The following is a 7,731-nucleotide window of genomic DNA, read 5'->3' as shown; positions in this document are numbered from 1 at the left end:
GCCCCTGAAGGGATGTGCTCCGTTGGAGATGCCCGGCGATCTTAAAGGGGCCGGGGAGGCCATAGCCCCCTGCCGGGACCAATGGCAGGGGTGCCAAGAGTCATGGGCGCGCTAGCATCGGGGATTCGGATGGGTGTATGGGCCAGGGTCGGCGTCCGCAAGATTCCGCTACGCATGGGAGTGCAGCATGGGTTCGATGATCGGCAATTCGCGTCTGCTGGGCGCGTTGGTACTGGGGGCGTTGTCCACCGGAGCGGCGGCGCAGGCCCGCACGCTCAGTGCGGACGACTACGCGAAGGCCGAGCGCTTCCTCGCCTACAACACGATGCCGCTGGTGGACCACGCGGTGCAGCGGGTCCACTGGCTCGACGACGGCCGCTTCTGGTACGTCGACCATGACGCCAGCGGCGACCATTACATGCTGATGGACGCCGCCAGCGGCAAGGCCGCGCCGGCGTTCGACCAGGCGAAGCTGGCCGCCGCGCTGGGCAAGGCCACCGGCAAGCCGGTCAAGGCCGACAAACTGGGCGTGCGCGACTACAGCATCGCGGCCGACGGCCGCCTGGACGTCGAGCTCGGCGAGAAGCATTACCTGTGCGACCTCAAGGCCGCCGAGCCCGGCTGCGGCGACAAGGCCGCGCTGGCGAAGACCGGCAAGGAGCCCGGCGTGCTGTCGCCGGACAAGAAGAGCGAGGCGTTCATCCGCGACTGGAACCTGTGGCTGCGCGACGTCGCCACCGGCAAGGAGACCCGGCTGACCACCGACGGCGTGGAGAACTTCGGCTACGCCACCGACAACGCCGGCTGGAAGCACACAGACAACGCGATCCTGGTGTGGTCGCCCGATTCGAAGCAGATCGCCACCTTCCAGCAGGACCAGCGCAAGACCGGCGACATGTACCTGGTCACCACCAACGTCGGCCATCCGAAGCTGGAGCAGTGGAAGTACCCGCTGGTCGGCGACAAGGACATCACGATGATCGAGCGCGTGATCATCGACGTGGCGGCGAAGAAGACGCTGCGCCTGAAGATGCCGCCCGACCAGCACCGCTCCACCCTGTGCGACGACGTGAGCTGCGGTCCGGACGGCGGCTGGGACGACGTGAAGTGGGCGCCGGACGGCAAGACGCTGGCCTTCGTGTCCACCTCGCGCGACCACAAGCACGAGTGGTTCCGCATCGCCGACGCGAAGACCGGCGCGGTGCGCACGGTGTTCGAGGAAGTCGTGCCGACCTACTACGAGAGCGGCAACGGCCAGGTCAACTGGTTCTACCTGCCGGAAACCCATGAGGCGATCTGGTTCTCCGAGCGCAACAACTGGGGCAACCTGTACCTGTACGACCTGAACACCGGCAAGCTCAAGCACGCCATCACCACCGGCGAGGGCAACGTCACCGAAGTGCTGAAGGTGGACCCGAAGAGCCGCACGCTGTGGTTCCGCGGCGTCGGCCGCGAGCAGGGCGTGAACCCGTACTACCAGCAGTTCTACAAGGTGGGCCTGGACGGCGGCAAGCCGACCCTGCTGACTCCGGAGGCGGCCGACCACACGGTCACGCTGTCGCCGGACGGCAAGCTGTTCGTCGATGCGTACTCCACCACCACCACGCCGCCGGTCACCGTGCTGCGCAGCGCCGACGACGGCCATGAGGTGGCCCAGGTCGCCAAGGCCGACATCGGCCGCCTCGTCGCCAACGGCTGGGTGGCGCCGGTCCCGTTCACGGTGAAGGGGCGCGACGGCAAGACCGACCTGTACGGCGTGATGTTCAAGCCGAGCCACTTCGATCCCAAGAAGAAGTACCCGATCGTCGACTACGTCTACCCGGGCCCGCAGACCGGCTCGGTGCGCGGCCGCAGCTTCCTGCCGTCGCACGGCGACAACCAGGCGCTGGCCGAACTGGGCTTCATCGTGGTGGCGATCGACGGCATGGGCACGCCGTGGCGCTCCAAGGCGTTCCACGACGCCTACTTCGGCAACATCATCGACAACACCCTGCCCGACCAGGTCGCCGGCCTGAAGGAACTCGGCAAGCGCTATCCGTGGATCGACCTCGACCGGGTCGGCATGTGGGGCCATTCCGGCGGCGGCAACGCCACGGCCGGCGCGCTGTTCCAGTACCCGGACTTCTTCAAGGTCGGCTGGGCCGAGAGCGGCAACCACGACAACCGCAACTACGAAGACGACTGGGCCGAGAAGTGGCAGGGTCTGCTGGTCGTTGGCAAGGACGGCAAGAGCAACTACGAGGACCAGGCCAACCAGAACATGGCGAAGAACCTCAAGGGCCACCTGATGCTGGTGCACGGCACCATGGACGACAACGTGCCGCCGTACCAGACCCTGCTGGTGGTCGATGCGCTGATCAAGGCCAACAAGAACTTCGACATGCTGCTGATCCCCAACGCGCACCACGGCTACGGCAAGGACGGCACGCTGTACGCGATGCGCCGCCGCTGGGACTACTTCGTGCATAACCTCGCCGGCAATACGCCGCCGCCGACGTTCGATTTCACCATGCCGAAGGACTGAGGCCGGCCAGGCTTCGCATCCTCGACCGGGGCCGCATGGCCCCGGTTTTTTCATGCGCGCCGCCTCAGTCGCCGCGCATCACCATCGCCGGCGGCAGCGCCGCCGCGCGCAGCGCCGGGCCGAGCACGGCAAGCTGGCCGAGCAGCCACAGCGCGGCTGCGCCCGCCGGCAGGTAGGCCAGCGGCAGCCGCGGCAGTTCGTAGTACGCCATCAGTTGCGCGTTGAGCACGCCGGCCAGCGCCATGCCGAGGATGGCGCCGCCGCCGACGATCAGGAAATTCTCGGCCTGGAAGTAGCGCAGGATGTCGCCCCGGGTGGCGCCCACCGCGCGGCGGATGCCGATGGCGCGCCGCCGCTGCTGCACCCAGAAGCTGGCCAGGCCGGCGATGCCGACCGCGGTGACCAGCAGCAGCCCCGTCGCGGCCGCTAGCAGCAGGCCGATCATGGTGCGGTCGTGGCGGAGGTAGTCGTCGCGCAACTGCTCGAACGTCTGCGCGCGATGCACGATGCGGTTGCCGTCGCGTTGCCGCAGCACCTGCGCCGCGCGTTCGAGTACCTGCCCGCGCTGCTGCGGCGAGGTGCGCAGCACGTAGACCACGTTGCCGGCGTCCGGCAGCATCGGGAAGAGCATGCTGTCTTCGTTGCCGGCGTCGTCGCGCAGCCTGGGCCGCAGCAGGTGCTCCACCACGCCGACGATGCGCACCGGCCCGTTGCCCGGGTAGACCAGCCTGCCCAGCGCGTCCTGGCCGGGGAACAGCCGCTCGGCCAGCGCCTTGGTGACGATGGTGGCCGGCACGCGGTCGAGGCCGCTCCAGTCGTGTGCGCTGTCCACCGGCAGGTATTCGCCGGGCAGGAAGTCGCGCCCTTCGAGCAGGCGCAGGCCCAGCGTGGCGAGTTCGCCGGGCGTGCCGTTGAAGGCGGTGGCGGTGAGCCGGGCCGGCGCGTCGGGCGCGGTGGGCACGCCGTTGCTCCAGTTGTTGCCGTTGAACGGCAGCGCGTCGACCGCCGCCGCGGCGACCACGCCGGGGATGTCGCGCAGCGCCGCCAGGTCCGCCGCGTGCCGCGCCAGCGGCCGGGCGTCGTCGAGGCTGTCGCTTTCGATCGTCACCAGCTCGTTCTCGGCCAGCCCGCTGGGCAGGCGCACCTGCGCCATGCGCTGGGCGATCATGAAGGCCACGTTGCAGACGATGGCGCAGGTGAAGGTCACCTGCAGCACCAGCAGCAGGACGGTGAGCCGGTGGCGGGACAGGCTGGCGAGCATGGGACGCAGTTGCATGGGACGCCTCACCGGGTCTTGAGTTGCAGGGCGGGGGCGACGCGGCAGGCGCGCCAGGCCGGCAGCAGGCCGGCCAGCACGCTGGCGCCGATCGCCAGCGCGAACGTGCCGAGCAGCATGGCGACGTCCATCTGCGCGAGCTGCGCGTAGCCGTCCGGGCGCTGGCGCACGCTCCACAGGCCGAGCCCGGCGACCGCCAGGCCGAGCATGCCGCCGGCCACGCCGATCACCGCCGACTCGACGCCGAACTGCACGAAGATGTCGCGCCGGCGCGCGCCCAGCGCGCGGCGCACGCTGATCTCGCCGCTGCGGCGCAGGAACTTGGCCAGCAGCAGGCCGACGATGTTGACCATGCATACGCCCAGGAAGCCCAGCGCCAGCCACAACTGCAGGCGCAGGTCGCCGGGGATCGCCCGCTGCAGCGCGAGCCACTCCACCAGGCCGTGCAACCGCGCGTCGGGCGGACGCGGGAAGCGGCCGTGCGCCTGCTGCCCGCGCCAGTAGTCGGCGAGGAAATCGCGGTAGGCGCGCACCTTGGCCGGGCTGTCCAGCTGCACCCAGAACTGCAGCCAGGTGCAGTGGTCGCTGCTGCGCCCGCCGCCGTCGCTGCCCCAGCAGGCGTAGTTGCCGCTGAAGTCGAACTTCAGGTCGAGCGCGGTCTGCAACGGCAGGAAGAACTGGTCGGGCCGGCCGAAGATGCGGCTGTCGATCTGCGCGTAGAAGGTGGGCTGCGGGCGCCAGTCGTCGAGCACGCCGACCACGCGGAAATCGGTGTCCTTCAGCCGCACGGTGCGGCCGATCGCGGACGCGTCGCCGAACAGCCTGCGGCCGAGTTCGGCGTTGAGCACCACCACCCGCGCGCGTTGCGCGTCGTCCTGCGCGGTCCAGCCGGTGCCGGCGCGGAAGGGCGCGCCGAACATCGGGAAGAAATCCGCGGTGACGAACCGTCCCGGCTGGAAGAACGGCTGCGCCGCCTCCTGCGCCGGACGCACCGCCAGCGATCCGCCGGCCATCGCCGCCTGGCGGTCCGCGCGGCGGGCCTGCAGCAGGTTGGCCGCGTCCACCCAGGTCAGGCTATCCGGCATGCCGGGGGCGGCGCGGCGTGGCGTGTTCCGCTCCAGCGGTTGCGGATCGAGCTGGGGCACGTACAGCAGCCCGCTGCGTCCGGGCAGCGGATCGCCCGACATCACGTGCAGCACGGTGAGCATCGTCATGCTGGCGCCGATGCCCAGGCCGATGGCGAGGATCATCAGCGCGGTGAGCGCCGCGCTGCGCCTGAGGCTGCGCAGGGCGAGGGCGAAGTAGTAGGCGGGCATCGCGGGCCTCCCCGGCCGGGTGTCTGCATGGACGAACGGCGCAGCCGTCCCCGTGCCGCCCGTGGCGGGCGGCATGCGTGTGCTTGCGTCGTGCGGTTCCCGGGCGGCCCGGGAGGGATCAGCGGCGGTCGCTGGCCTGTGCCAGGCCCTCGCGGCGCGCTTCGTCGACCAGCCGCGCCGCGGCCTGGTTGGCTTGCGCGATCACCTGCTGCTGGCGCCTGCCCATCGCGTCCACCCGGGGTTGCAGCGCGGCCTGCTGGCGCCGGAGGTCGGCGGTGCGCGCATCGACGTCGCGCTGCTGCGCGTCCAGGCTGGCCAGGCGTTGCGCGGCGGCCGGGGCGTCGCGGTCGGCGCGCAGGTCGCGGCGCTGCTCGTCGATGTCGCGCCGGCGGTCGCGCAGGCCTTCCAGCTCGCCTTCCAGCCGCGACTGCTCGCCCTTCAGCACGCCGGCGTCGCGCCAGTACGCGGTCACCGGCGCATAGGTCTTGAGGGCCAGGTCGACGTAGGCGCGGTCGCGGATCAGCCAGGCCGCGTCGCCGTTGCGGAACCAGAACATCGGCGAGGCATCGCCGGCGTGCAGCCGCTTGGCCGCCGCGACGTCGCGGCGGTTGCCATTGATCGTCGCGGTCTCGCTGTGGGCGCCGCTGTCGTACAACGCGTAGGCGTACTGGCCGCCGGGCTCCTCGGTGGTGATGTCGCTGTCGCGCTGCATGCTGCGGATGGACGACGAGGACGACGACGAGGTCGTGGCCGAGGCGGCCGCAGGCCGGGCTGCGCCATCGAGCTTGCGCGCGGCGCCGCGCTGGACCGCCTCGTCCAGCAGCTTGCCGATCTGCTCGCGTGCCTGCTCCGCGGCCTGCGAACGGCGCTTGCCCAGCGCCGCCTGCTGCTCGCCCAGGGCGGCCTGCTGCTTGCCAAGTTCCGCCTGTTTCCCGCCCAACGCCTGCTGCTGCCGGTCCAGCTCGGCCTGCTGGCGGTCGAGTTCCTGCATGCCGGACTTCAGCCTGGCCTGGCCGGCGTCCAGTTCGGCGCGGTCGCCGGGCTGGCCGCCGCGTGCGTCGAGCAGCGCCTGCTTACCCGACAGTTGCGCTTCCTGGCCGCTCAGCAGCGCCTGCTTGCCGCCCAGCATGGCCTGCCGCTGGCCGAGCGCGCCTTGCTGGGCGCTCAGCGCCGCCTGCCTGCCGCTGAGCTGGCCCTGCTGCCCGCTCAGCGCGGCCTGCTGCCGGCCCAGTTCGGCGATCGGCGCGTAGATCGCCTTGGCGCGCTGGATGTAACCCGCGTCGCGCACCAGCCAGGCGGTGCCGCCGCGGCGGAACCACAGCATCGGCTCGCCCTGCTTCTGCAGCCGCCGCACCGCGTCGGCGTCGCGCTGCGTGCCGCTGAGGATGAGCGAGTCGCCGTCGGCCAGGGCGAAGCCGTCGCGCGCGTCCGCCGAGGTGTAGATGTCCATGTGCCGTGCGTGGAAGCCGGCGGCGTAGGTCGGCGGCGTGGGCGGGGTCGGCGGTGCCGGCGGCGGAAGGGGCGGCGGCGGAGGCGGTACAGGGTCCACCTGTGCGGCGGCGCCGGCGGCCGCCGTCACGCGGTAGGGCAGCACGCCGGCGAGCGCGACGAAGGCGACGAGCAGCCAGCCGCAGGCGCGCGCGGCGGCGGTGTGGGTCTGTTGCAGCATGAGCAGTCGCCTCTTCAGGTTGTGGAAGGTGGGAGACGCGCCGGCGAGGCCGGCATGCAGCGGATAGGCCACGCCCAGGCGCAGCAGCAGGCGGCCGTAGTCCTGCGGCGCGCTGCGCTGGCGTTGCAGCACCTGCGCGTCGCAGGCGGCTTCGCGGTGCAGGGCGTATTCGTGCGCCATCCAGCGCAGCAGCGGATGGAAGAAGAACAGCCGCTGCGCCAGTGCGGGAATCCAGCCCAGCCACAGGTCGCCGCGGCGCAGGTGCGCCAGCTCGTGCGCCAGCGCCAGCGCGGATTCTTCCTGCGAGAGCCGGTGCGCGGCCGGCCACAGGATGACCGGCCGCCACAGTCCGCTCACCTGCGGCGAGGCGATGGCGGGCGTGGTGCGCAGCGCGGGACAGCGGCGCAGGCCCAGCGCATGCGCCTGCTGCGCGCACCATGCCTGCAGCCGCGCGTCCGCCAGCGGTTGCGCTTCGCGCCGCAGGGCTAGCATGCGCCGGCGCTGCACGAGCAGGGCCGGCAACTGGGCAAGCAGGCCGAGCAGCCACAGTGCGGCCACCGCGAAGTGCCAGCGGAAGGGCGATGCCGATGCCGTGGGTGCGGCCGCGGCCCGGGACGGGGCGAGCGCCATCGCCACCAGGGGCGCGGCGGTCCCGGCCGACGCCGTATCCGCCTGCGCGAACTCGAACCGCGGCATCGCGTCCGCGGGCGCGGCGGCGGGTGCGCTCATCGCCGCCAGCAGCGGCAGCCGGACCGGGGCGTGCCAGAACAGGCCGAACACCGCCTGCAGCCCCACCAGCCACCACAGCATGCAGCGCGCCGCCGCGGGCAGCCGCGGCAGCAGGCGCACGAGCAGGGCGACGATGCCCGCCAGCACGGCCGCCTGCAGCGACGTCCAGGCCAGCCGGGTCAGCAGCACGGATACCAGATGATCGAGCGTGGCCATC

At 71.7% G+C, this 7,731-nt stretch carries 4 protein-coding genes; 1 reads left to right on the top strand and 3 read right to left on the bottom strand.

The genetic code is table 11. The annotated features are described in order from the left end of the window. Positions 1-187: 187 nt before the first annotated feature. Positions 188-2,524: a S9 family peptidase gene (locus ASG87_RS01735; protein ID WP_055999832.1), complete on the top strand. Its 2,337-nt coding sequence runs from the start codon at positions 188-190 to the stop codon at positions 2,522-2,524. Positions 2,525-2,588: 64 nt separating this feature from the next. Here the strand turns inward: ASG87_RS01735 and ASG87_RS01730 are convergent, their stop codons facing one another. The 3 genes from ASG87_RS01730 to ASG87_RS01720 all read right to left on the bottom strand — a co-directional run bounded on the left by ASG87_RS01730 (position 2,589) and on the right by ASG87_RS01720 (position 7,730). Further along, a complete protein-coding gene (locus ASG87_RS01730; RefSeq protein WP_055999830.1) occupies positions 2,589-3,800 on the bottom strand; it encodes an FtsX-like permease family protein in 1,212 nt (403 codons plus the stop codon). Positions 3,801-3,808: 8 nt separating this feature from the next. Next, complete coding sequence (locus ASG87_RS01725; protein WP_055999827.1) at positions 3,809-5,116, bottom strand: ABC transporter permease; 1,308 nt, start codon at positions 5,114-5,116, stop codon at positions 3,809-3,811. A gap of 118 nt (positions 5,117-5,234) precedes the next feature. After that, positions 5,235-7,730 (bottom strand): M56 family metallopeptidase, encoded by a 2,496-nt coding sequence (locus tag ASG87_RS01720; protein WP_157510827.1) that lies wholly within the window; start codon positions 7,728-7,730, stop codon positions 5,235-5,237. Position 7,731 lies beyond the last annotated feature (1 nt).

The organism is Frateuria sp. Soil773, from assembly GCF_001428405.1.
Classification (GTDB): Bacteria; Pseudomonadota; Gammaproteobacteria; order Xanthomonadales; family Rhodanobacteraceae; genus LMSL01.
This window is presented reverse-complemented; position numbering and strand designations above follow the sequence as displayed.